The organism is Cupriavidus numazuensis, assembly GCF_905397435.1.
Taxonomy (GTDB): domain Bacteria; phylum Pseudomonadota; class Gammaproteobacteria; order Burkholderiales; family Burkholderiaceae; genus Cupriavidus; species Cupriavidus numazuensis.
The window spans coordinates 1-21,496 of record NZ_CAJPVI010000030.1 but is presented as its reverse complement, the minus strand read 5'-3'; the positions used below and the strand labels follow the sequence as shown (position 1 = coordinate 21,496).

21 protein-coding genes are annotated in these 21,496 nt (G+C 56.4%); 16 read left to right on the top strand and 5 right to left on the bottom strand.

Going from position 1 to position 21,496, the window contains the following annotated elements; translation table 11 throughout:
* Nucleotides 1-102: 102 nt before the first annotated feature.
* The gene (locus KHO41_RS22650) at nt 103-1,155 is read right to left on the bottom strand and encodes an IS630 family transposase (protein WP_244873971.1); all 1,053 of its coding nucleotides are present in this window, start codon (nt 1,153-1,155) and stop codon (nt 103-105) included.
* A 55-nt stretch (nt 1,156-1,210) separates the two neighbouring features.
* On the opposite strand from KHO41_RS22650, the gene KHO41_RS22645 reads away from it, so the two are divergent.
* Genes KHO41_RS22645 through KHO41_RS22630 form a run of 4 tightly spaced genes read left to right on the top strand, consistent with a single transcriptional unit; the run spans nt 1,211 to nt 5,826 of the window.
* Nucleotides 1,211-3,280: an FUSC family protein gene (locus KHO41_RS22645; RefSeq protein ID WP_211955531.1), complete on the top strand. Its 2,070-nt coding sequence runs from the start codon at nt 1,211-1,213 to the stop codon at nt 3,278-3,280.
* Between the two features lie 4 nt (nt 3,281-3,284).
* Nucleotides 3,285-3,494, top strand: a complete 210-nt coding sequence (locus KHO41_RS22640; RefSeq protein ID WP_209761546.1) for a DUF1656 domain-containing protein — start codon at nt 3,285-3,287, stop codon at nt 3,492-3,494.
* Between the two features lie 29 nt (nt 3,495-3,523).
* Entirely contained in the window at nt 3,524-4,408 is an 885-nt protein-coding gene (locus tag KHO41_RS22635) for an efflux RND transporter periplasmic adaptor subunit (RefSeq protein WP_376989721.1), read from the top strand.
* Nucleotides 4,405-5,826, top strand: coding sequence for an efflux transporter outer membrane subunit (locus KHO41_RS22630; protein ID WP_244873970.1), 1,422 nt, complete (start codon nt 4,405-4,407; stop codon nt 5,824-5,826). The genes KHO41_RS22635 and KHO41_RS22630 overlap by 4 nt, the downstream gene beginning before the upstream one ends.
* 4 nt (nt 5,827-5,830) lie before the next feature.
* Here the strand turns inward: KHO41_RS22630 and KHO41_RS22625 are convergent, their stop codons facing one another.
* Complete coding sequence (locus tag KHO41_RS22625) at nt 5,831-6,382, bottom strand: IS630 family transposase (RefSeq protein ID WP_211955529.1); 552 nt, start codon at nt 6,380-6,382, stop codon at nt 5,831-5,833.
* Nucleotides 6,379-6,864, bottom strand: coding sequence for a helix-turn-helix domain-containing protein (locus KHO41_RS22620; protein ID WP_244873969.1), 486 nt, complete (start codon nt 6,862-6,864; stop codon nt 6,379-6,381). Before KHO41_RS22620 ends, KHO41_RS22625 begins: the two co-directional genes overlap by 4 nt.
* 174 nt (nt 6,865-7,038) lie before the next feature.
* Here KHO41_RS22620 and KHO41_RS22615 point away from each other — a divergent pair, with 174 nt between their 5' ends.
* Complete coding sequence (locus KHO41_RS22615) at nt 7,039-7,704, top strand: glutathione S-transferase family protein (protein ID WP_211955528.1); 666 nt, start codon at nt 7,039-7,041, stop codon at nt 7,702-7,704.
* Nucleotides 7,705-7,851: 147 nt separating this feature from the next.
* Here the strand turns inward: KHO41_RS22615 and KHO41_RS22610 are convergent, their stop codons facing one another.
* A complete protein-coding gene (locus tag KHO41_RS22610) occupies nt 7,852-8,595 on the bottom strand; it encodes a dienelactone hydrolase family protein (RefSeq protein WP_211955527.1) in 744 nt (247 codons plus the stop codon).
* Between the two features lie 259 nt (nt 8,596-8,854).
* Between KHO41_RS22610 and KHO41_RS22605 the strand changes: the two genes are divergently transcribed.
* The 7 genes from KHO41_RS22605 (at nt 8,855) to KHO41_RS22575 (ending at nt 15,888) form a co-directional block, all read left to right on the top strand.
* Nucleotides 8,855-10,165, top strand: a complete 1,311-nt coding sequence (locus tag KHO41_RS22605) for an ABC transporter substrate-binding protein (RefSeq protein ID WP_211955526.1) — start codon at nt 8,855-8,857, stop codon at nt 10,163-10,165.
* A 6-nt stretch (nt 10,166-10,171) separates the two neighbouring features.
* Nucleotides 10,172-10,357 carry a hypothetical protein gene (locus KHO41_RS22600; RefSeq protein ID WP_211955525.1) on the top strand — a complete coding sequence of 62 codons (186 nt, stop codon included), beginning with the start codon at nt 10,172-10,174 and terminating at the stop codon, nt 10,355-10,357.
* A gap of 46 nt (nt 10,358-10,403) precedes the next feature.
* The gene (locus KHO41_RS22595; protein WP_211955524.1) at nt 10,404-11,999 is read left to right on the top strand and encodes an AMP-binding protein; all 1,596 of its coding nucleotides are present in this window, start codon (nt 10,404-10,406) and stop codon (nt 11,997-11,999) included.
* Complete coding sequence (locus KHO41_RS22590) at nt 11,996-13,162, top strand: acyl-CoA dehydrogenase family protein (RefSeq protein ID WP_211955523.1); 1,167 nt, start codon at nt 11,996-11,998, stop codon at nt 13,160-13,162. Before KHO41_RS22595 ends, KHO41_RS22590 begins: the two co-directional genes overlap by 4 nt.
* Nucleotides 13,163-13,206: 44 nt before the next feature.
* A complete protein-coding gene (locus KHO41_RS22585) occupies nt 13,207-13,947 on the top strand; it encodes an SDR family NAD(P)-dependent oxidoreductase (RefSeq protein ID WP_244873968.1) in 741 nt (246 codons plus the stop codon).
* Between the two features lie 9 nt (nt 13,948-13,956).
* Entirely contained in the window at nt 13,957-14,787 is an 831-nt protein-coding gene (locus tag KHO41_RS41920) for an IclR family transcriptional regulator (RefSeq protein ID WP_211955522.1), read from the top strand.
* A gap of 69 nt (nt 14,788-14,856) precedes the next feature.
* Complete coding sequence (locus KHO41_RS22575; RefSeq protein WP_211955521.1) at nt 14,857-15,888, top strand: Bug family tripartite tricarboxylate transporter substrate binding protein; 1,032 nt, start codon at nt 14,857-14,859, stop codon at nt 15,886-15,888.
* Between the two features lie 27 nt (nt 15,889-15,915).
* Here KHO41_RS22575 and KHO41_RS22570 read toward each other — a convergent pair whose 3' ends face one another.
* Complete coding sequence (locus KHO41_RS22570) at nt 15,916-16,704, bottom strand: IclR family transcriptional regulator (RefSeq protein WP_244873967.1); 789 nt, start codon at nt 16,702-16,704, stop codon at nt 15,916-15,918.
* A 325-nt stretch (nt 16,705-17,029) separates the two neighbouring features.
* Between KHO41_RS22570 and KHO41_RS22565 the strand changes: the two genes are divergently transcribed.
* The 4 genes from KHO41_RS22565 (at nt 17,030) to KHO41_RS22550 (ending at nt 21,165) form a co-directional block, all read left to right on the top strand.
* Complete coding sequence (locus KHO41_RS22565; RefSeq protein WP_211955519.1) at nt 17,030-18,208, top strand: thiolase family protein; 1,179 nt, start codon at nt 17,030-17,032, stop codon at nt 18,206-18,208.
* Nucleotides 18,209-18,277: 69 nt separating this feature from the next.
* Entirely contained in the window at nt 18,278-19,042 is a 765-nt protein-coding gene (locus KHO41_RS22560) for an SDR family NAD(P)-dependent oxidoreductase (RefSeq protein WP_211955518.1), read from the top strand.
* Between the two features lie 35 nt (nt 19,043-19,077).
* Complete coding sequence (locus tag KHO41_RS22555) at nt 19,078-19,845, top strand: crotonase/enoyl-CoA hydratase family protein (RefSeq protein ID WP_211955517.1); 768 nt, start codon at nt 19,078-19,080, stop codon at nt 19,843-19,845.
* Between the two features lie 180 nt (nt 19,846-20,025).
* Nucleotides 20,026-21,165, top strand: coding sequence for a CaiB/BaiF CoA transferase family protein (locus KHO41_RS22550; RefSeq protein WP_209761560.1), 1,140 nt, complete (start codon nt 20,026-20,028; stop codon nt 21,163-21,165).
* The last annotated feature ends 331 nt before the right edge of the window (nt 21,166-21,496 follow it).

Below are 21,496 nucleotides of genomic sequence, written 5' to 3'. Positions count from 1 at the left end.
ACGAATTCGCGTATATCGGTAGATCCAAGTTAGTGATTGACGGAGGATTGAACTCGCATATTCGTGGGCCATTGAACGACTACAGTAAGCTAGTCCATTGCGTCATTGAATTGGCACCGGGCGAATTCGCCGCGATGGATCGTCGTACTTCCACTTGATTCGCTTGGGATTCTTGTTGTGTTGACGGATATAGCGCATCAGCTTTCGATCCAGGTCCTTCACGGAGGTGAAGACGCCTCGTGCGATCACATCGCGCTGGATGCGCGCAAACCAGTTCTCGACCTGATTGAGCCAGGACGTGTAGGTCGGTGTGTGGTGCATGTGGACGTTGGGATGTTCGCTAAGGAAGTCGCGCACGCGCTCTGTCTTGTGACTGCTCACGTTGTCGCAGATGACGTGGATTTCTTGCTCAGGTCGCTGACTGGCCACAACGTCAGTGAGGAAGGCCACGAACTGTTCGCTGGTATGGCGTGGCGCGGTCTTGCCGATCACCTCGCCGGTTGCCGTGTTGAGTGCAGCAAACAGGCTGAGCGTGCCGTTGCGCTTGTATTCAAAGCCGTGACTCTCGGCACGTCCTGGCGACAGTGGCAACATCCGGTCCTTGCGATCCAGGGCTTGGATCGCCGTCTTCTCGTCCACGCAGAACACCGCCGCATGTGCGGGCGGGTTCAGATACAGCCCGATCACGTCTGCGGCCTTGGTCTCGAAGTTGGGATCGTTGGAGATCATGTGCCGCTCCAACCTGTGCGGGCGCACGCCATGTTTGCGCCAGATGCGCTGCACCGTCGAGACCGACACGTCCCCCAGTTCCTCGGCAAGCTTGTAGCTGCTCCAATGCGTCGCGCCGTCCGTAGGTTTGCGCTTGAGCGTGTAGTTCAGAACTCGCGCTTCGAGCTTTTCAGGCGGATGCAGCGGTGCTCGTCCAGGGTGGCGCGCGTACAAGCCCGCCAGCCGCTCGGCCAGAAACCGATTCGACCAACGCGAGATGAAACGCGAGTCGCACCCCAGCCGCTCAATGATCGCGTCGCGCGACTCGCCGTCTTCAAGCATCAGGATCAGCTTGGCTCGGCGCGCGTCGGCTGCCCGAATGGTTCGGCTACGAGTTGCCGCCACCAGTTGTTCACGCTCGAGCTCAGTCAGATTCATTTTTCCCATGCATCTGATCTAACCACGAACGGGGTGCTTTTTCAATGACGCATTGGACTAGGCCATGAATCCTCCGAATTGGCGCGAGTGGTTATACTCAGCCAAAACATTCTTCGCCGCGATGCTCGCGCTCTATGTCGCGCTCGAGCTCTCGCTCCCCAATCCCTATTGGGCAGTTGCATCCGTCTATCTGGTGTCCAACCCTCTTTCTGGCGCCACCAGTTCCAGATCGGCTTATAGAATTTGCGGGACACTCCTTGGCGCTGTAGCAGCGGTGGCGTTGATTCAAACGTGCCCGGATGTCCCTATGTTGCTGACGGTGGTTATCGCCTGCTGGACAGGTAGCCTGCTATACCTGGCTTTGTTAGATCGAACACCGCGAAGCTATGTATTTATGTTGGCGGCATATACGACTCCGATCATCGGCATCCCCGCTTTCATGCATCCGGAGATAGTCTTTGACATCGCATTGGCTCGCTCAGAGGAAATCCTACTAGGCATCGTTTGCGCCACAGTCGTCAATACATCCCTGTTTCCAACCCGCATCTCTCCCATTCTCGGCTCACATATGCGAACCATGTTGAAGGATGCGGCAAACTGGGCGCGAGAATTCCTCGATGTTCGTCCAGCGCACACGACGTTGCCCCCTATGCGTCATCGATTGATGGCAGACGTAGCAGCTATTGATGTCCTAATCACCCACCTATCTTTCGACCCTGGCACCAACGTACAAGCCGAACACGCCCGTCAAATGCGCCTACGAATGGCCATGTTGATTCCTCAGCTAACCGCCTTGTTCGATCCTCTGTTTAATCTCGTGCAAAAAGGCAGCGATGCATCTGAAGACATAGCCTCGCTGGTCTCAAGCGTAACGCAATGGATGCACGAAATCGACCGTGAGAGCGCGCATGCTCACAAAGATTTGCACGCAAAAATTGAGCAGTTCAGATCCGCACTACCCCATCCGCGCTCGGTCGTTGAACTGTCGATATACAACGCGCTCTACAGACTTGATGAGCTGGTTGATCTTTGGAGAGACTGCTGGGAGCTGCAGAACGCATACGCCGGGAACGACCCGGTTCGTCACGTTACTTTGCGCTACAAGACTCACAACCTGCTCAGCGAAGCACGTCATAGTGACTATGGCTTAATGGCGTTCTCCGCCATCTCGGCAGCCGTAGCAACTGCGATAGCAATTCTGTGCTGGCTGAATCTCGGCTGGGAGCCGGGCGCCGGCGGTGTCGTATCCGTCGCAATTGTCTGCTGCTTCTTTGCAGCTTCAGATGAGCCTATACCGTTGTTGAACAGCGTACTTTTTCTGGCGATTGCATCCAGCATCTTTTCGCTGGTCTACCTGTTTGCCATCCTCCCGGACATTCATACATTTGTCGGTCTGGCCTTGGTACTGGCTCCCCCGCTTCTCTTTGCCGCTGCCTTTACCGGCCGACTCCAGCACACAATGACAGTCGTATTGTTCTGCGCCCAAGCAATTACTAACCTGACTCTGCGAAGTTCCTATACAGCCGACTTCGAGAGTTTCGCCAACGCGAGTCTGGGAAATTTGCTTGGTGTGGTCTTTGCGCTGGTCTGGACTTCGGTCACTAAGCCATTCGGGGTTGAATTCGCGGCGCGACGCCTTACTCGGGCGAATTGGCGCGACCTGGAAGCGCTGGCTTACACATCAAGTACCAAGGCCGTGTCTGACATCGCCGCCTTGACGCTAGATCGCGCCAGTCAGTTGCTACCTCGACTGGGGCTGATAGTGAATCAGCAATTCGCACCGGTCGATCCCGTGCGAGATATACGAATCTGTTTGTCCCTGATCGAACTACAGCAAATCCAGTTGCGGACAGAAGCTCCTGCTGCCACTCAACTCGTCAATATCGTTCAGGGCGTTGGCGATTACTTTCGCCAATGCCGCGAGGAAGGACTGCCCTTAGTGCCCCCTGTCTCGTTACGGCAGCGGATGGACGCGGTGATACCTACGCTTCTATCTCGTGGTGAGAAGACTGGTCGCGACTGCGCTCTCGCTCTAAGCAACCTGTACTTGGCATTGTTTCCCGGACCGCAGGCGGACGAGGACGCCGCGAAAACTGTCCCTGTTTCTGACGTCCTCCAATCCAGCGTGGTCTGAGCAGATGTACGGCGAATTTAATCTCTACGGCGTCTTCATTCCCACCCTACTCGGCCTCATGCTTCTGGCTTATGCCCTGAAAGGCGCACTGCGCTCCTGGCTGACCAGGACCGGCCTTTATCGCTGGATTTGGCACCCAGCGCTGTTCAACCTAGCCATGTACATTGCCGTGCTCGGCATGCTCATTTCTCTTATGCATTGGATGCAATCGTGAAGAATGTCTTGAGGTCGCAAGGACCGATCGTGTTCACCCTGCTTGCCGTAGCGGTCTCCCTTGTCGTGCTCAAGCATCTGTGGAGCTACTATTACGACGACCCATGGACCCGCGATGCGCGCATCCGTGCGGATGTGGTGCAGGTAGCGCCGGATGTGACGGGTCCAATCACTGAGGTAAAAGTCGACGACAACCAACTGGTGCGACGCGGCCAGCCGCTGTTCGTGATCGACCAGGCCCGCTATATGTTAGCCCTGAAGCAGGCGGAGGCGACGTTGCTCGAACGTCGTACCAGCCTAGTGCAGCTGCGCCGCGCGGCTGCGCGTAACCACCAGTTGCGGGAGCTGGTAGCGCAGGAAGTGGTGGAGGAAGGCCAGTCAAAGGTGGAACAGGCGCAGGCCGCCTTGACCATCGCCGAGTCGGCGGTCGGCATTGCCCGGCTCAACCTGGAACGCACTACCGTGTACAGTCCAGTCGACGGCTTCCTCAACGACCGATCTGTGCGCGTGGGCGATTACGTCACGGCGGGTAGGCCGGTGCTCTCAGTGGTCGACTCAGGTTCGTTCTATGTTGACAGCTATTTCGAGGAGACCAAGCTACGTAGTGTGCAAGTGGGGCGGCCGGTACGCATCCACGTGATGGGCGAAGAGCAGGTTCTACACGGTCATGTGCGCAGCATTGCAGCCGCTATTGAAGACCGAGACCGTTCCTCCGGTCCTAACCTGCTACCGAGTATCAATCCGACGTTCAACTGGATACGGCTGGCTCAGCGCATCCCGGTGCGTATCGCGATCGATCAGCCTCCACCGGAAATGCGACTGACTGCAGGTCGCACCGCTAGCGTCATTATCCTCGCCACGGCGGCAGCCGTGGCGAGTGACACCCATGTCGAGCCGATTCGGAGCAAACCTTGAAGCGGCTGTGCAAAATCTCATTGGGTGCGGCAATGTGCTCGCTGTCCGCCTGCATGACCGTCGGTCCAGACTACCACGTACCCGACAAGGCCTTGATCAACCTGCCAAAAGCCCAGGCAGCGTTCGTCGACACAGATGGGGCCAAAGGAGTCGATGCAGGTCATACAGTGCCAGACGACTGGTGGAAGCTCTATGACGACCCATTGCTCAGCCAATTGATTGGCCAGGCGCTGGCCACGAACGCCGGCCTGCGCACAGCCAATGCTAATTTGAGCCGAGCCAATGCCATATATGACCAAGCCAAACATGCCGGTGGCTTCGGCTATCACGCCGTAGCCGCCGTGCAACGTGCGCAGCTCTCGGCCGAGACTTTTCTATTATCCAAGAAGCTACCGGTAGTCAATCTCGCCGACGCAGCGCTTAGCGCCTCTTACGAAGTCGATCTGTTTGGCAAGTTTAGACGTTCCGCCGAAGCAGCTCTCGCCGACACCCAGGCAAGCGAGGCCGCGCTGGATCTGGCGCGTATGCAGGTAGTTGCCGAAGTCGCTCGCACCTATATGGACAACTGCCACGCAACCCATGAGCTGAGTATTGCTCAGCGCTCGCTGGATCTGCAACTGCGCGTCGCGAATCTAACGCAACGCCTACACAGCACGGGCCGTGGCGCCCCTACAGACCTGAGCCGCGCTAAGGCCCAGGCAGACCTGCTGAGGGCCCGTCTGCCACTGCTGCGCGCCCGCAAAAAGAACGCGCAGTATGCGCTGTCGACACTGCTCGGACATACGCCGGGCGATCTTCCCAGTGGCGTCGATCATTGCGAGGAAGCGCCAGTGCTTGGGCGACCGATCCCGCTGGGCGATGGCATGGCCCTCTTGCAACGACGACCCGACGTCCGCGCAGCCGAGCGCAGACTCGCTGGCGCCACCGCCCGTATTGGCGTGGCTACCGCCGAACTATATCCCGATGTGAAGTTGGGCGCCTCGGTTGGAGCCGCCGGCCTGCTTGACGACTTCGGCAAGGCGCCAACGCGAGAGTGGTCGTTCGGCCCGCTGATCTCGTGGACTTTCCCCACCCGCGGTGCCCAGGCCCGTTTGCGTGCCACTGAAGCAGGCGCCGATGCTGCTCTAGCGCAGTTTGATCAGACCGTATTGAATGCGCTGCGCGACACCCAAACCGCACTAAACAATTATGCGCAGAGACTCGAGCATCAGGCCGCGTTGCGGGCCGCACTCGAAGAAGCACGCATCGCCGCTACGCAAAATCGTGCCCTTTACCGCGGCGGTCGCGTGCCCTATTTGACCAGCCTGGATGCCGATCGCACTCTAGCCTCAGCCGAGGCAGCGGTAGCCGACACCGACGCGCAGATCTCGCTGGACCAGATTAACCTATTTCTCGCCCTTGGAGGCAGCTGGAAATAAGTATTCACGAGAAACGGATTTCAAACTTTGAGCCGTAGCCGGAGAGGAGATTTTCGATCTCGGTATCGATGGTTTCTTTGGTCCATGTGACGAAGCGTCGCCAGTGGTACTTGGCATGTTTCCAGACGATTTCAATCAGGTTGAGTTCGGGGCTGTAAGGCGGCAGATGAAAGAGAACCATACGATGCTCGAAGAGCCAGCGGTCCAGGATATCCTGCTCGATGGCGTGATGGATCTTCGCGTTGTCGAGCACGACGACCGTGAGCTGACCGGGCGTGGCACTTTGAGCAATCTCTTCCAGGAACTCAATAACGAAGGGACGCTTGATGCTGCCTTTGCTGGTCTGGTGGACAAGCCGGTTGGCTCCGTAATCCAATGCCCCCAAGACTGAACGCCTGCAATGCGGTTGGGGAACCGTGCAGTGAGGTTGGCCAATTGGCGACCAGCCACGCTGCACCGGCGGCGAGGCCGAAAATCCGGCCTCATCAAGATAGACGAGACGACATGCACCATCCCGAGCAGCTTGCTGCAATTTCTCGAGCGTGGCAGCCTTCACGGCAAACTCCTGTTCGTCGCGTTTTTTTTGAGCGAGTATCGGCCGCGCTTGTACGAAAAGCCTGCCCGTTTCAGTTCCCCGGCCAACGTTTCAAGGCGGCAGGGCAACGGCATGCCATTGGCGGCCTCGATGCACTGCGCAATCTGTTTGAGCGTCATGGACTGCGCTCGCGCCGCGGCCACAGCCGTGGCAACCATGTCTTCGCAGAGCGAATGGGGGCGGCCTCCCTTATGACCATTGAGCAAGCCGCACAGCCCTTTCTCGCGCCAGGCGTTCGTCCAGTTGTACACAGTCTTCTTGCTCACATCCAACTGCGTCGCGATCTCGTGCACTCGTTGACCTGCACCGAGCAGCAACAAGCCTTGTCCTCTGACCCTGAAGTCTTCATACGGATGCCGCAGCGCAAGCTCTTCCAAGGTTCGTTTCTCCACGTCGTTCAGTTCGATGGTGCACTTCATCGGCGATGCCAGCTCGTTCTTCATGTGACTGGCATCTGACTTTCATTCGTGAAATTGGTTTACTCAAAACACTTAGTAGGCACGCTCAGCTGAAGGAAATGCTCAATCCGGATTGGCAATTCGTCTGATCCCCTGCCCCCTTAAATACATCCGTGCAATCCGGCATCCCCAGATGCCAACAACCAGCAGAGAACAACCATGATTCTTTATGACGCAAACGCCCCCGGCCCCAATCCCGTAACCGTTAGGCTTTTCGTCCTTGAGCGCGGTGGCCTTAATTTGGATGTAGAAACTATCGACCTTGCCAATCTCGAAAACAGGGGCAAGACTTACAAGGATGAGATCAACGCGCGCGGCGAGGTACCTGCATTGCGCCTCGATGACGGCCGCGTCCTAACAGAAATCACTGCCATCTGTGAGTACCTTGACGAGGTAGCCAAGGGGGGCCGGTCACTACTCGGGAAGACAGCCGAAGAGCGAGCCCTAACACGGATGTGGACCCGGCGCGTCGACCTCGAGATTGCAGAGCCGATAACCACCTGGTGGCGAGGCACTGACGATGCAGCCGCCTTCTATCGTGGTCACCGGGTGCTGATGCCCGAGGCTCAAGCCTCGATGCGCAAGCTCGCTGAGCAGGGACTAGACCAACTCGATAGAGATCTCGCGGGGCGAGACTTTATCTGCGGCAACAATGTGATGTTGGCCGACATCCTGCTCTACGGCTTCATGGCGACCGTCGGCAGCGTGACGCCTTGGTCCAATCCACCAGAACGACTCAACATTCAAGCCTGGTTCAGGCGAATGAGCGAACGCGCCGCCATACAGCAAGCATTCCAGCCGTTAGACAGCCTGGTCAGCAGCTGATAAGCGGCGGCGCAGCGCTCTGAGCTTCAAGTCTCGCCATTCAGTGCGGCGACGTTGGGTACGTCATGAGATACGCTTCGGTACCTTGTGCGCTTCAGTAACGAACCTCCGTCTGCCGCCCCTGAATCATCAACACGGATTGCTCCTCTATAGATTCCTTTGGAACAGATCGAACAGCTGCTCCCAATGGCGCTCACAGGAAGCCTTTCGATAGGCGCGTCTAGCCGGAAAAGCAAATCCATGCTCTGCTTCCGAGTAAACTTCAACGCCTCCTCGTACCTTGTTTTCAGCTAGCAACGCCTTCACCGCATTGATTTCGGTGGCACTGATGTACTTATCGTGCTCGGCACAAGCGAAGTACATCTCCCCTTTGATATCTCCCGCGAGTAGATGAGGCGAATCTGGCTTGTCGGTAATAAGGTGCACCCCGTACATAGAAGCAGCAGCCGCGACGCGGTTGGGATAGGCGCCAGCCAAGCGAAAGACGAAGGGCCCGCTCATGCAGTATCCGATGATCGCAAGTGCACCTGGTCGGGAAATCGGATCACGGTCGAGGAAAGCAAATAGCGACTCCGTGTCCCGGGTCACCATCGAGTTCGTCAGCCCGTCAATCAATGACCATAGCATCCGAAATTTCTCGTCATACGCTGGATCCGTGATGCGGGTGGGATCGATATCCACTGACCGATAACGTCGATAGTACAGATTCGGCATTACGACGTAGTAGCCGACAGTGGCAATCCTACGGCACATGTCCGCCAACTCTTCCCGCACACCGATCGAGTCCATGTACATGACGACCACGGGGAACGGCCCCGGTCGGTCTGGATGATAGATGTAGGTGTTCATGACGCCGTCTGAAGTTTCGATGTCTACAACTCGCTCCTGCATGCTTGTCTCCTATTCAAACTTTTTGCATTGAAGTTACCCATATTGCACTTGTGGCTGGAAGCTTTTTATGAGTCGTCTGTCTCATTTTTCGACCAGTACAAACCATTATCTGGCGATTTGATCCTATCACATGAGTGAGACCTGTATTAGGATAAAACGGTAGATTCGAAAAGGATGGCGTGTAGTTCATAAACGGTTCTTTTACTCACTGAAAATGAGACGGTAGGTCCGACTCATTGCGGCCACCAAGGAGACAGCCATGAAGAAGGATCGGCCCAATTACAAAGTGTTCAATGGAGCACAACAAAGCGTCTTGCCAAATATCGGTCGCCCACTACGCAACCTACTTGGCACAGCCCTGACTGTCCTCGGCTTCTCGGCGTTTGCCCAAGGCACAGTCAGTGCCTCCGCCCCAGTTGCAATTTCGGATGACGTTGTCCGCATCGGATTGCTGCTTGACATGAGCGGTGTGTACGCCGACATCTCAGGCCGCGGCTCGGCGACGGCAGCCCAGATGGCTATCGAAGACTTCGGCGGGCAAGTGCTCGGAAAAAAAGTCGAACTCCTTGTCTATGATCACCAAAACAAGGCCGACAACGCTTCGGCCAAGGCGAGGCAATGGTTCGACAATGAAAAAGTCGACGCAATCCACGACGTCACCGGTTCCTCTTCATCACTTGCGGTACTCCAGATTGCGAAGGAAAAACAGCGAATCTTAGTTCTCAACGGCCCGGCAACTGAGCGCTTTACAACCGATTTGTGTTCTACCGTCTCGGTTCACTATGCCTACGATTCCTATGCACTAGCCAACACAGTCGCGCGCACCCTTGTCGCATCCGGAAAGAAGGATTGGTACTTCCTCACGGTTGACTACTCAGGTGGTTATGACCTGGAGAAGAATGCCGCTAGTGCCGTTCAACGCGGAGGCGGGAAGGTCTTAGGGTCGGTGAGGCACCCGTTGAATGCGCCGGATTTCTCATCCTTCATTCTTCAAGCGCAGACGAGCAAAGCCAGTGTGATTGGTCTTGCGAATGCCGGCGGCGACACGATCAATGCCATCAAGGCTGCACGGAGCTTCGGAGTTGGCACCGGCAAGAACAGTCAGACACTGGCGGCTACGCTTTTGTATATCAACGACGTCAACGCGCTCGGCTTGGCTGCAAGCCAGGGGATGATTCTTTCTGAGGGATTCTATTGGGACCTCACGGCGGAGACGCGTGCATGGTCTCGCCGCTACTTCGAGCGGATGAAGCAGATGCCTAACATGAGCCAAGCCGGCGTCTACTCATCTGTCACGCACTATCTCAAGTCTATTGAAGCCGCACGTACCGATGAGACCACAGTGGTAATGAGGCAGATGCGAGCGCTGCCTATCAATGACTTCTTTGCTAAAAATGGGCGAATTCGTGAGGATGGTCGCATGGTTCATGACATGTACGTCTTCAAGGTCAAGTCACCGGCAGAATCGAAGTATCCGTGGGACTACTATTCGCTGGTCAGCACGGTGCCCGGCGACGCTGCGTTCAGGCCGATGGGCGAAGGAAGCTGCCCGCTGCTCAAGAAGTCCTGAGCGACCATGAAAAATCGCCTCAGCATCCAGGCTTGGTTCGCCACGCAGATGGTTCGCATGGACGATGGTCTGGATCCCGACATGTCTCTGGACGTCAAAACAGCGATTCGGAGTTATCTCGCCGCAGAAAATGCGGCAGCCCGTTGTCGGAGACTTGATTCTGAGGCTCCAGCAATTCAGCCCTTAATTTGATCCGAAGATAGAAGGCCATTCAGTACTTAGCGAGTAATAATCCGAGATGATTGAAGATACCTTATTCCACACCTTGGACACTGCACCCGTCGACTCCACCTGCGTCATTGTTGGAGCGACCAGTGTCACTTATGGAGAACTGAGAACCCAGGCGCTAGCGATTGCTGAAGGGCTGCGTAACGCGGGAATCCGACGGGGCGATACCGCGGCTCTGTGGATTCCGAATGTACCCGAGTGGCTCTCGATCGCTTATGCGTGTGCCAAGATCGGAGTTCGTATCCTTCCTCTCAACATGCGTTACGGGCCACGAGAGCTTGAGGACTTTCTGTCCCGCAGCCATGCGGAGGCGCTGTTCTATGTGCCAACGTATCGCGGCATCAATCACGAGGACTGCCTTCTGAAGCTCGACCCGCTCGCATTGCAGTCGATGAAAGTCGCGATATCGCTCGGGAGTGAAAGTCAAGAACTAGCTCCTGGCGCGCAATCGCGCACCCTGGCCACATTGATGAGCCGAGCATCAGTGAATCCCGAGACGACAGAGGTGGGGCAAGCACAGGATCCCTTTGTTGTTTTCGCGTCCTCGGGAACGACCAGTAAGCCTAAACTCATTTGCCACCTGCAACAAAGTGTTAGTCGTCATGCCCGGGATGTCGACGCAGCGTTCGAAATCGGGCCCGACTCGCGCCTCCTGCTTTCTGTGCCCTTTGGTGGCGCATTCGGTTTCACTATCGCCCAGGCTGCGCTGTCGGCCCATGCGACTCTTATCGTCCAAGAACAGTTCGACCCACGAGAGGCGGCACAATTGCTGCAGCAGCATCGGGTAACCCATATGTTTGGTACCGACGACATGTTGGACAAGCTCTTGGATGCCGCAGGGAACGACACAAGATTCCCTGACCTCAAGCTGTATGGACACGCAAACTTTACTCCCGCCCTTTCGGCGAGCCTCCCGGCAAAAGCGGCGGAGAGAGGGATCTTTCTACGTGGCTGCTATGGGCTGAGCGAATCGATGGCGCTGTTTGCGTCCCAGCCTGCAGCCGAGCCGTTGGATCGACGCGCAATGTCGGGGGGACGGCCCACCTCTCCTCTTGGCAAAGTTCGCATCCGATCGCTCGAGAGCGGCGAGCTTGTAGCCGCGGGGGAGGCAGGCGAAATCGAGATTTACTCGCCGAATCTCACTGTTGGGTACCTCAATGATCCTGAGGCAACTTCCAAAGCCTTTCACCGGGACGGGTTTCTTCGCACAGGTGACCTGGGCTACCTGATGCCGGATGGCGGAGTAACCCTTCTCTCACGCATTGGAGACATCCTCCGAATCGGCGGCTATCTCGTAAACCCCCTAGAAATTGAGGAGACTGTACTAGGGCTGGGTCATATAGCCGCCTGTCAAGTCGTTGCCGTTGATACCGCGGGAAGTGTCCGTCCTGTCGCATTTGTCATAGGTAAGTCAGGGTATGCGCACGATGAGGCTTCGATGATCGCTCTGTGCCGCGGCAGGCTAGCAACATACAAGACGCCTATCCGGATATTTGAGGTCGACTCCTTCCCTATCACGGAAAGCGCAAACGGAGGAAAAGTCCGAAAGAATGTATTGAAGGACCTGGCGCTGAGGCTAATGTCGGAGGAAAAGAGCTCATCATGAAGAATGCCCTGCAATGGAAACTGTGGAATCTCCCCTTCTTTGATGCTCGGCATGAGGAGATTGAATCCAGGATGACAGTGTGGCGCCAGAACTTCCCAGCTCTGGAAGCAGACATCGCGTCCCTAACGCTCGATGAACAATGTCGCGCCATCGCTCGCGCTCTGGGTGCCTCCGGGCTTCTGGCTTACGCCGTTCCGGACACAGGTCAAGGCGAGATCGTAGACGTCCGTTCGGTGAGTGCCATTCGTGAAGCACTGGCCTACGACAGCGCCTTGGTAGATTTTGTCTTTGCCATGCAAGGCATTGGCTCCGCCGCCATCTGGCGCCATGGCAGCAGCGCAATGCAGGCGACCTATCTGGATGGGGTCCGACGAGGAACCCGTATTGCGGCCTTCGCGATGTCAGAGCCCGATGGCAGCTCTGACGTCGCCTCTTTGAGCACGATTGCTCGGCGAGAGGGGGAGCACTACGTCATTGATGGCGTGAAGACCTGGATATCGAATGGGGGGATTGCGGACCAGTACATTGTTATCGCGCGAACCGAAGACGTGCCGGGAAGTAAAGGCCTTTCAGCCTTGCTCGTCGACGCCGACACACCAGGGCTCTCCATCGAATCTCGTATCGACATCATCTCCCCGCATCCGCTTGCGACGCTGCGCTTCAATGGATGCAGAGTATCTGCCGAACGATTGCTAGGCGAGCCGGGTGCCGGCTTCAAGCTGGCAATGGGGACGCTTGATATCTTTCGAACCTCTGTCGGGGCAGCCGCCGTGGGCATTGCCCGTCGGGCATTAAACGAAACTCTGGATCGCGTGCGTTCTAGAAAGATATTTGGCGTTCAGATGTCCGACATGGACACCGTGCGCATGAAGATTGCTGATATGACGCTCGACTTGGAGGCTGCCGCCATGTTGGTCTATCGCGCAGCTTGGCTAAAGGACACGACAGACAAGCCGGTGACGCGGGAGGTAGCGCTAGCCAAGCTCGGTGCCACGGAAGCCGCCCAAAGGGTTGTGGACTCCGCGGTCCAGCTCTTCGGTGGTACAGGGGTCACTGTGGGCTCTGTTATTGAACGCCTCTATCGTGACGTCAGGCCAATGCGGATCTACGAGGGTGCCTCCGAGATTCAGAAGCTCATCATCGGAAAGCGCATGCTGTCATGAGCTTGAACTGAACCGAACCACGCTTACACAAAAGAGGAGAGATAATGACGAATGTAACGATCGCCGGGGAACGTGTGCTGGTAACAGGCGCGAGTAGGGGCATCGGACGTGCGGTAATGCGTAGGCTGGCCGCTGACGGCTATAGCGTTGTTGGGCTGGCACGTAACCGTCCTGACGATTTGCAATCCCATGAGGAATTTCACTGCGTCGATCTTTCGGACCCTGAGAGTACCCGCAAACTCGTGTCGGAGCTTGCGGCTGAGAGGCCGTTCTACGGTCTGATCAACAACGCCGCGATGGCCCCTACGACCTCTCTGGACGATTGCACCATCGAAGATATGATCGAGGCAGCAAAGCTAAATCTCCACGCCACTTTAATTTGCACTCAGGCCGTCGTGCCAGGCATGCGCGCCACGCAACGCGGACGCATTGTAAATCTCTCATCTCGCGCGGCGCTCGGAAAAGTAAATCGCACGGCGTACAGTGCCTCAAAAGCGGGTGTCGTCGGTATGAGCCGGACTGCCGCTCTGGAACTCGCGGAGCACAACATTACTGTCAATGTGATTGCTCCCGGCCCGATTGCTACTGAGCTCTTCCGGACTGCAAGTCGCCCCGACGACCCGCGTACAAAGGCTTTGGTCGCGGCAGTACCTCTGCAACGAGTAGGGGAGCCCGAAGAGATTGCTCATGCAGTGGCGTTTTTGCTCGACCCGCGCGGCGGCTTCATGACAGGGCAAACGTTGTACATCGATGGCGGCCTTACCGTCAGCATGGTCCACCTGTAATCACAAATTATGGCCGCCATCCCTCTACAGCCCCATTCGTCCTCGAAGGCGGCCATTTCCGCCTCAAAGGAAGAAGTCCCAAGCAACGCTCTTGCTCGGGGAATAAGAATTCTTCAGTGCTTCACAGCCGAGGAACATGACTTAAGCGCCAAGGATATAGTACAGCGATCCATGCTTCCAAAGCCCACAGCGTTCCGCCTAATGGCAACGTTGCGTGATCTTGGCCTATTGCACTACTCGGAGCGCCGCAACCGATACACTCTGGCACCAGGCGTACTGCAACTCTCTGCACCATTATTGTCCGGGATGACGATTAGATCGATCGCGCGGCCTCTGATGCAGGAGCTTGCCGACGCTGTGGACGGTCAGATTTCCCTCGCTGCAAGCACTCACGACATGGATCTCATATATGTAGAGACCGTGCAAGGACGTGAAAACTCGGTTTTTAGGCCGGAAATCGGCACTACCGTGTCTCTTACCAGAGCGGCTACGGGACGAGCATTCTTGAGCCTCCTCCCTGAGGATCAGTACAACGCAATCCTTAGCCGCTTGCGTGTTGAACACCCAGAACGTCGCTCCTGGTTCGACGACAAGATGCATCAGACGCGGACCGATCTGGCGGAGCTAGGGTATTGCCGCAATCAGGGAGAGCTTCATCACAACACTGTGGGAGTCGCAGTACCTGTACGTGCGATTATCAATGACCGCCGTTTTATTTTTGGTTGCACGATTCCCGCGTACAGATTGAGCAGCGAGCCAACGTTGCTTAGCGACTTGGGCATGCGGCTTTCGACGCTCGTCCACAACGTGGAAGTCGCACTAGGTGCGCCCCGTGGATAGCGGGATTTGCCGTTGAAGCGTACTTAGAAAATCTGAGCCACAGTAAAAATAAGGACTCAAGGAGAGACAATGTTTTCGCCGATTCGCATCCTGCAATTTTCCGCTCTGCTCAACCGTCACCGCCGGAAATTACTCCAGACAGCTTTGACCACCACGCTCGTTAGTATGACCGCTGGAATCAGCTCTCCGGCTTTTGCGGCGTACCCCGACAGGCCGATTGTAATAGTAGTACCCTTCTCAGCAGGTGGCTCCACGGACGTACTGGCAAGGCTATTGGCACGGCCAATGCAAGAAATGCTGAAACGGCCAGTTGTAGTGGAAAATCGCGTCGGCGCTGCCGGGGCTATTGGTGCCGCATTTGTCGCGAAGTCGAACCCAGACGGCTATACCGTGCTTTTCGGAGGTGTAGGGACGAATATTCTGAATTCGCTCACGATTCCGGAGACTCCTTACCATCCACAAAGGGATTTTGCGGCTGTGGGAGAAGTATGTACGGTCGACTATGTGCTGGTCGTAAAGGCGGACAGCCCATTCAAATCACTCTCTGATGTCATCGCAAAGGCTAAGGCGGAAAAGGATTCTGTCTCGTACATGTCAACGGGGAACAAAGGGCCGCTTCATTTGGGAATGGCGTACCTAAGCAAGATGGCGGGTGTGAGCTTGGTACATGCGCCATACAAAGGAGAGTCTGCGGCATTGCCCGATGTTCTCGCCGGTCGCGTCGATATTGGAATCATGACGGTGCCTTTTACGACCCCATTGATTCGAGAAGGCAAGCTTCGCGCTATCGCAAGCGTCGGCAATAAGCGGTCTGCGCTGTTACCGCAAGTTCCTACCGTTGCAGAGTCTGGATTTCCGACCTATGCCCTACCAATTTGGATTGGGCTTTCCGTTCCCGCAGCAACGGCGAAAGAACGAATTGACCTTCTCAATCGCGCACTGCATCACGCTCTTTCTGACAGCGACGTCAAGTCGCGTATGTCGGCATTGGGCGTATCGCCTGTGGGTAGTTCACCCTCAGAATTTTCAGCATTCCAGGACCGCGAGCGTGAACGCTGGTTGCTCATGATCAAGGAATCTGGGACAGCGCTTGACAAGTGAAGCCTGGGCCCAGCGCAGCCCCCCGTCTCAACTTACCCCACCGATCGACGCCTCCACGTTGCGCACCAATGAAACCAATCGGGGGCCGACGTCCTCAACTAGTGCCTTACTCTGAGGGCTAAAGACTGGAACCGATGCTGAGAAAATCCAAGACTCTTCGTCTCGACGCCATCGCATGGGAACGGCAATCACTTCGATCTCCCGGTGAAGGTCGCGGTGTCCTCGGCAGAAACCATGTTCAGCGATATCTTGACGTGCGTCTTCCAACCTTTCCAGCAACCATTCTTCTCTTCCAGGATGTCGCTCACGGAACTTCTCTAGATAGTCGGCCAGGTCGTTCTCCGCAAAGGAACATAGGTAAGCGCGGCCTGAAGCCGTTCTCGATATGGAAACTGACATACCGACCTCAGGACGAAATACCTTACTGCCGGAGCCTTGAACGATGTCTGCGTAACTCAAAGTGTCCCGATAGCCGACGACAAGCTGCATCTGACCGCAGATGTGATTGGCCAGCTCCTCCATCATCGGTCTTGCCAGTTGCCTCACAGTCATACGAGCAAGCACCGGGGCAGCAAAGTTCAATAATCCGACGCCGCCGACATACTTTGACAAGCGCTCGGAATAATGAAGAAGGCCCAAGTCGCACAATGTCTCGAGGAGCCGAAACAGTGTTGGCTTCGGCAATCCGGTCAGTTCTATTAGTTCACGCACGCTCAGCTCCTGGCGCGTCGGCGTGAAGCATCGAACTATCGCGATGCCGCGTGCAAGAGCACTGACCAGTCTCCCATCGGTGTCCTGCTCGCCCTTTGCCTGCATATGAGTCATTTCCTTTATTTTGATACATCCGTCTCAGAAATTACATTAGATAGCCTTTACTTCTCCTCGTCAAGCACCGTGGACATCATCCGTCATTTGAATGGTCTTCCGGTAGATTTTGTGAAGCTAACATCGATCACTCAATTCAATTTGACCATTACTAGATACGACCATCTCGTTTTAATCCAATAGACCATTAATCGATATCAATAGTCTGTTCTTTCATTTACTTCCGATAAAAAACACGCTATCGTTTAATGAGATGTGATGTCGCCATTTCGAGACATCCGTATCATTCCTGCATAAATTCCAGCCGGAGACTCTAATGCAACAGGCGTTCATCGTCGATGCCATCCGCAGTCCTATGGGTAAAGCCAAACCAGGCGGTGCATATTGCGAAATGCACCCCGCTGAACTCTTGGCTCAACTGCTTACAGCACTCGTCCAACGTAACCGCTTGGATCCAGGCATGGTGGACGACGTCATTACGGGTTGCGTCAGTCAAGTTGGCGAGCAGTCAGCAACGCCTGGTCGAATTGCTTGGCTGGCGGCGGGATTCCCGGAACATGTTCCCGCGACCACGATTGACCGGAAATGCGGTTCGAGCCAACAGGCTGTGCATTTCGCTGCACAGGGCATTATGGCAGGAGCCTATGACATCGTGATCGCTTGCGGTGTTGAGTCGATGAGCCGGATCCCGATGGGAAGTGCCCGCATGGGACAAGATCCATACGGACCGTTAGTAACGCAACGATACTCTCCCGGTCTCGTGTCGCAGGGGGTTGCAGCAGAGCTGGTCGCCTCGAAGTGGGGGCTAACCCAAAGCACGCTCGACGAATATTCCGCTCAGTCACACGCTCGAGCTCACTCCGCCCAGGCATCTGGAGCGTTTCGTCGCGAGATCGTACCGATCACCACGCCACATGGCGTCATCGACTCGGACGAAACGATTCGTCCTGAGACCACAGCCCCAGCTCTGGGGCAGCTGAAAAGAGTTTTCCGCACCGACGAACTAGCCGAGCGATTTCCCGAACTGGATTGGCGCATCACTGCAGGCAACTCCTCACAAATGACCGACGGTGCAGCGGCCTTGCTGATCGTCAGTGAGCGCGCCGCGGAGCGTCTACAGCTTCGGCCTCGAGCCCGTTTCGCTGCATTTGACGTTAGAGGCGATGACCCTCTTTTGATGCTTACGGCACCAATCCCAGCATCCAAGCGCGCCCTTGAAAAGGCCGGCTTGCGCATTTCAGATCTATCGCACTACGAGGTCAATGAAGCGTTCGCGCCCGTGCCGCTAGCCTGGCAACACGACCTGGATGCTGATCCGTCCCTGCTCAACCCACGCGGCGGCGCAATCGCGCTAGGACATCCGCTGGGAGCGTCTGGCGCACGAATCATGACCACAATGCTCCACTCATTGGAGGACGGCGGTGGACGGTATGGCATGCAGGCCATCTGTGAAGCCGGTGGTATGGCCAACGCAACCATCATTGAGAGACTTTGAACCACACTTAACGGTCCAACGAAAAGTGTGGACCGATCGACGACCTAACTTCCCTTCGAGGACATCAGAATGAAACTTGCAAACATGAGCGCAGTGGTGACCGGCGGCGGCTCCGGGCTTGGACTCGCAACCGCACGTCAACTCATAGACCGCGGTGTGCACGTCGTAATCTGCGACCTTTCAGAGGAACGCGGTGCTGCGGCTTTAGATGCGCTCGGGCCTCGAGCCAAGTTCGTAAAGGCCGATGTTTGCGACCCGGATGATATGAGCAAGGTGTTTGATGAGGCCGTAGCCTGCGGCGAATTCCGAGCCCTCGTACATTGCGCAGGTTTGGGAGGACCGGTTCGCCTAGTGGAGAAAGATGGTACGCCTGGATCGCTGGAGAAGTTCGAGTCGATCGTGCGGATCAACCTTATCGGAACGTTCAATTCGTTGCGGCTGGCGGCTGCACGGATGGCCAAGAATGAGCCAATTGACGGCGAACGCGGAGCATGCGTTCTTACGGCTTCAGTGGCGGCCTTTGAAGGGCAGATCGGTCAGATTCCTTATGCATCTGCCAAAGCCGGGGTTGTTGGGATGACCTTGGTCGCTGCTCGAGACCTCGCCCAGAGAATGATTCGTGTCTGCACCATTGCACCGGGTATCTTCGACACCCCTCTGCTTGCGCGGCTGCCGGAAAACGTGAAGGCCTCCCTGGGCGCCTCCGTGCCACATCCCGCGCGACTCGGGACACCCGACGAATTCGCACTGACGGCACTTCATATTCTCGAGAATCCCATGCTTAACGGTGAAACGATTCGTCTCGACGGCGCCATTCGGATGACCCCTCGCTAACCCGTTGGACGCTGACCTTACTTACATCCATCACTATGACGTCAGAACTATTGAAAGAGCAGCGGGGCAACGTTCTCGTGCTCACGCTGAACCGGCCTCACGCACGCAATGCAATGAACTACGAACTTGCACTTGCGCTGTCGGAGACCATTGATGAGTTTGAAAGAGACGATGACCTTCGTGTGTGTGTCATCACTGGCGCGGCAGGAACCTTCTGCACCGGGATGGATTTGAAGGGATTTTCTCAAGGTGCCCCGCGACCCAACATCCCAGGTCGCGGCTTCGGCGGTATCACTGAAACGCCCCCCAAGAAAGTCATGATTGCCGCAATCGAAGGCTATGCACTCGCTGGGGGGTTCGAACTTGCCTTGGCATGCGACCTTCTCGTGGCGGCTGACGATGCAAAGTTCGGTCTTCCTGAAGTCAAGCGCGGACTCGCGGCATCGGCCGGTGGCCTCCTTAGGCTCGCCAACCGTATTCCCCACCACGTGGCCATGGAATATGCACTTACCGGCGATATGCTAACGGCAGCTCGCGCGTATGAACTGGGGCTTCTGAACCGCGTAACAGGTCGCGGTGCCGCGCTCGAAGTTGCGCTGACACTTGCGGCAACTATCACACAGAACGGTCCCCTCTCGGTAGCTGCGAGCAAGCGAGTGATGATCGAATCCCGTGATTGGAAGCGGCAGGAGATGTTCGAGAATCAAAAGCACATTCTGTCGCCTATTTTCGACTCCAAGGATGCAAGAGAAGGCGCGTTGGCATTCACCGAAAAACGATTGCCGGTCTGGACTGGAACGTAATTCGCAGCATCAAGGACGGCTACAGACACACCCCCGGCAGCCCGACGATAGCGGGCCTGCCGTATAGCCGAGTAGCTGGCATGTCCGCGCTTCAACCCACGCGTGCGTTTCACCGTGATGGACTCGATTTTTTTCCTGGGTCCGAACGCCGTGCTCCCCCCTTTACTCAGGCGCATAATAATGAGCGGCCCGCTGACAGGACTGAAGATTGTCGAGTTCGCTGGACTTGGTCCGGCGCCTTTTTGCGCCATGATGTTCGCTGACATGGGCGCTGAAGTTGTTCGCATCGAAAAGCCACCTCTAGATACGCCCTCCGCTACGGGTGGCAACGAGGAGTGCATTGAACGTGGACGAAAGTCCATCGCGCTAGATCTTAAGTCGCCAGAAGCGACCGACATTGTGCTGAGAATCCTGGACGATGCGGACGGGCTAATTGAAGGCTTTCGACCGGGGGTGATGGAGCGGCTCGGATTAGGTCCCGAAGTCTGCCTTGCGAGAAATCCGCGCCTCGTTTTCGGTAGAATGACTGGTTGGGGGCAGACGGGTCCGCTTGCCAAAGCGGCAGGCCACGACCTCAATTACATTGCCTTGTCTGGGGCCCTACACGCGATGGGCCAGGCGAGCCAACCGCCGAGTCCGCCTCTGCATCTCGTCGGAGACCTCGGTGGAGGCGCCATGATGCTAGCGTTCGGCATGATGTGCGCTCTATTTCATGCGAGGCAATCTGGCCGCGGTCAGGTAATTGACGCAGCAATTTGCGATGGAACAGCACTGCTTAGTACGCTGTATTACGGCATGCGGCAGATGGGGCGTTGGTCAAACACGCGGGAATCAAATCTCCTTGATGGTGGAGCACATTTCTACCGCTGTTACCGATGTGCAGACGATAAGTTCATCTCGATCGGTGCAATCGAGCCACAGTTCTACCGCCAGTTGTTGGAGTTATGCGGAATCAAGGACCCAGAATTCGATTCGCAATTGGACCTCACTGCTTGGCCCTCTTTAAACGAGAAACTTTCCGCGCTCTTTGCCTCACTAACGAGAGCCGAATGGACTCAGCTGCTTGAAGGAACAGATGTTTGCTTCGCCCCAGTGCTCGATTTCGATGAGGCGCCGCTCCACCCTCACTATGCTGCGCGCGGTACCTTCATGAAATCGGGAGAGTCCGTCGTGCCTGCTCCGGCTCCAAGGCTAAGTCTGACACCGGCTGTTGCAGGCTCCATCACACGGCCAGGAGAGCACGCGGAAGTCATCCTCCGGTCGCTCGGTCTCTCTGAAAAGGACATTGCAGGACTCCGCAGTTCCGGCGCGCTCAGATGATTCAGTGTTCATTCTTCGCTCCTGCTCCTCCGCGGCGTACTCGTACGAAATGCATAGGGCGCGGGACGGAGGATGCAGACCGACAAGCGGGACTCAAAGGTATCCCGCAGAATGTGGAAAGTTTGCACAAACCTGAATTGAGGTCTCACGCTGAAAAGCAGGCCTAGGAGGCTGTCGGACTTGAGCCAGAGTGAATCCGATGGATCGGTGCGACGTGGCGTTTGAGACGGCGTCGCGCTGATCGAGCGTTCTCAGCGGTTGGCGAGTCTCCACGGGGGCGTATCGAGCCGCCTGAGGACTCGTTTTCGGCGTGACCGGGGCACACTTTTCC

What these genes read in the sequence shown, in the direction of transcription:
- KHO41_RS22650 (WP_244873971.1), bottom strand. Translation starts at nt 1,155, where the DNA reads ATGGGAAAAATGAATCTGACTGAGCTCGAGCGTGAACAACTGGTGGCG.
- KHO41_RS22645 (WP_211955531.1), top strand. Translation starts at nt 1,211, where the DNA reads ATGAATCCTCCGAATTGGCGCGAGTGGTTATACTCAGCCAAAACATTC.
- KHO41_RS22640 (WP_209761546.1), top strand. Translation starts at nt 3,285, where the DNA reads ATGTACGGCGAATTTAATCTCTACGGCGTCTTCATTCCCACCCTACTC.
- KHO41_RS22620 (WP_244873969.1), bottom strand. Translation starts at nt 6,864, where the DNA reads ATGAAGAACGAGCTGGCATCGCCGATGAAGTGCACCATCGAACTGAAC.
- KHO41_RS22615 (WP_211955528.1), top strand. Translation starts at nt 7,039, where the DNA reads ATGATTCTTTATGACGCAAACGCCCCCGGCCCCAATCCCGTAACCGTT.
- KHO41_RS22610 (WP_211955527.1), bottom strand. Translation starts at nt 8,595, where the DNA reads ATGCAGGAGCGAGTTGTAGACATCGAAACTTCAGACGGCGTCATGAAC.
- KHO41_RS22605 (WP_211955526.1), top strand. Translation starts at nt 8,855, where the DNA reads ATGAAGAAGGATCGGCCCAATTACAAAGTGTTCAATGGAGCACAACAA.
- KHO41_RS22600 (WP_211955525.1), top strand. Translation starts at nt 10,172, where the DNA reads ATGAAAAATCGCCTCAGCATCCAGGCTTGGTTCGCCACGCAGATGGTT.
- KHO41_RS22595 (WP_211955524.1), top strand. Translation starts at nt 10,404, where the DNA reads ATGATTGAAGATACCTTATTCCACACCTTGGACACTGCACCCGTCGAC.
- KHO41_RS22590 (WP_211955523.1), top strand. Translation starts at nt 11,996, where the DNA reads ATGAAGAATGCCCTGCAATGGAAACTGTGGAATCTCCCCTTCTTTGAT.
- KHO41_RS22585 (WP_244873968.1), top strand. Translation starts at nt 13,207, where the DNA reads ATGACGAATGTAACGATCGCCGGGGAACGTGTGCTGGTAACAGGCGCG.
- KHO41_RS41920 (WP_211955522.1), top strand. Translation starts at nt 13,957, where the DNA reads ATGGCCGCCATCCCTCTACAGCCCCATTCGTCCTCGAAGGCGGCCATT.
- KHO41_RS22575 (WP_211955521.1), top strand. Translation starts at nt 14,857, where the DNA reads ATGTTTTCGCCGATTCGCATCCTGCAATTTTCCGCTCTGCTCAACCGT.
- KHO41_RS22570 (WP_244873967.1), bottom strand. Translation starts at nt 16,704, where the DNA reads ATGCAGGCAAAGGGCGAGCAGGACACCGATGGGAGACTGGTCAGTGCT.
- KHO41_RS22565 (WP_211955519.1), top strand. Translation starts at nt 17,030, where the DNA reads ATGCAACAGGCGTTCATCGTCGATGCCATCCGCAGTCCTATGGGTAAA.
- KHO41_RS22560 (WP_211955518.1), top strand. Translation starts at nt 18,278, where the DNA reads ATGAAACTTGCAAACATGAGCGCAGTGGTGACCGGCGGCGGCTCCGGG.
- KHO41_RS22555 (WP_211955517.1), top strand. Translation starts at nt 19,078, where the DNA reads ATGACGTCAGAACTATTGAAAGAGCAGCGGGGCAACGTTCTCGTGCTC.
- KHO41_RS22550 (WP_209761560.1), top strand. Translation starts at nt 20,026, where the DNA reads ATGAGCGGCCCGCTGACAGGACTGAAGATTGTCGAGTTCGCTGGACTT.